The sequence below is a fragment of the Bacillus sp. 205(2023) genome (assembly GCF_037027485.1).
In the GTDB taxonomy this organism is placed as follows: domain Bacteria; phylum Bacillota; class Bacilli; order Bacillales; family Bacillaceae; genus Bacillus; species Bacillus halotolerans.
This window is the reverse complement of record NZ_JAXCHF010000056.1, coordinates 1-208: the sequence shown is the minus strand read 5'-3', so window position 1 is coordinate 208 and position 208 is coordinate 1. Positions and strand designations below refer to the sequence as shown.

Below are 208 nucleotides of genomic sequence, written 5' to 3'. Positions count from 1 at the left end.
ACTATGTGATATCTTGTGTTACTAATTGAATGTGATGTCTACTGTTATCTAGTTTTCAAAGAACACGTTTCGAAGGAATGATCCTTCAAAACTAAACAAGACAGGGAACGTTCTGTTTATAAGACCCAAGGTCTTATATTCCGTAAATATCCTTAGAAAGGAGGTGATCCAGCCGCACCTTCCGATACGGCTACCTTGTTACGACTTC

Annotated in this window: 1 rRNA gene; it reads right to left on the bottom strand. The window is 38.9% G+C overall.

Going from position 1 to position 208, the window contains the following annotated elements:
• Positions 1-156: 156 nt before the first annotated feature.
• Positions 157-208, bottom strand: a 16S ribosomal RNA gene (locus tag WA325_RS21375); the annotation flags it as partial.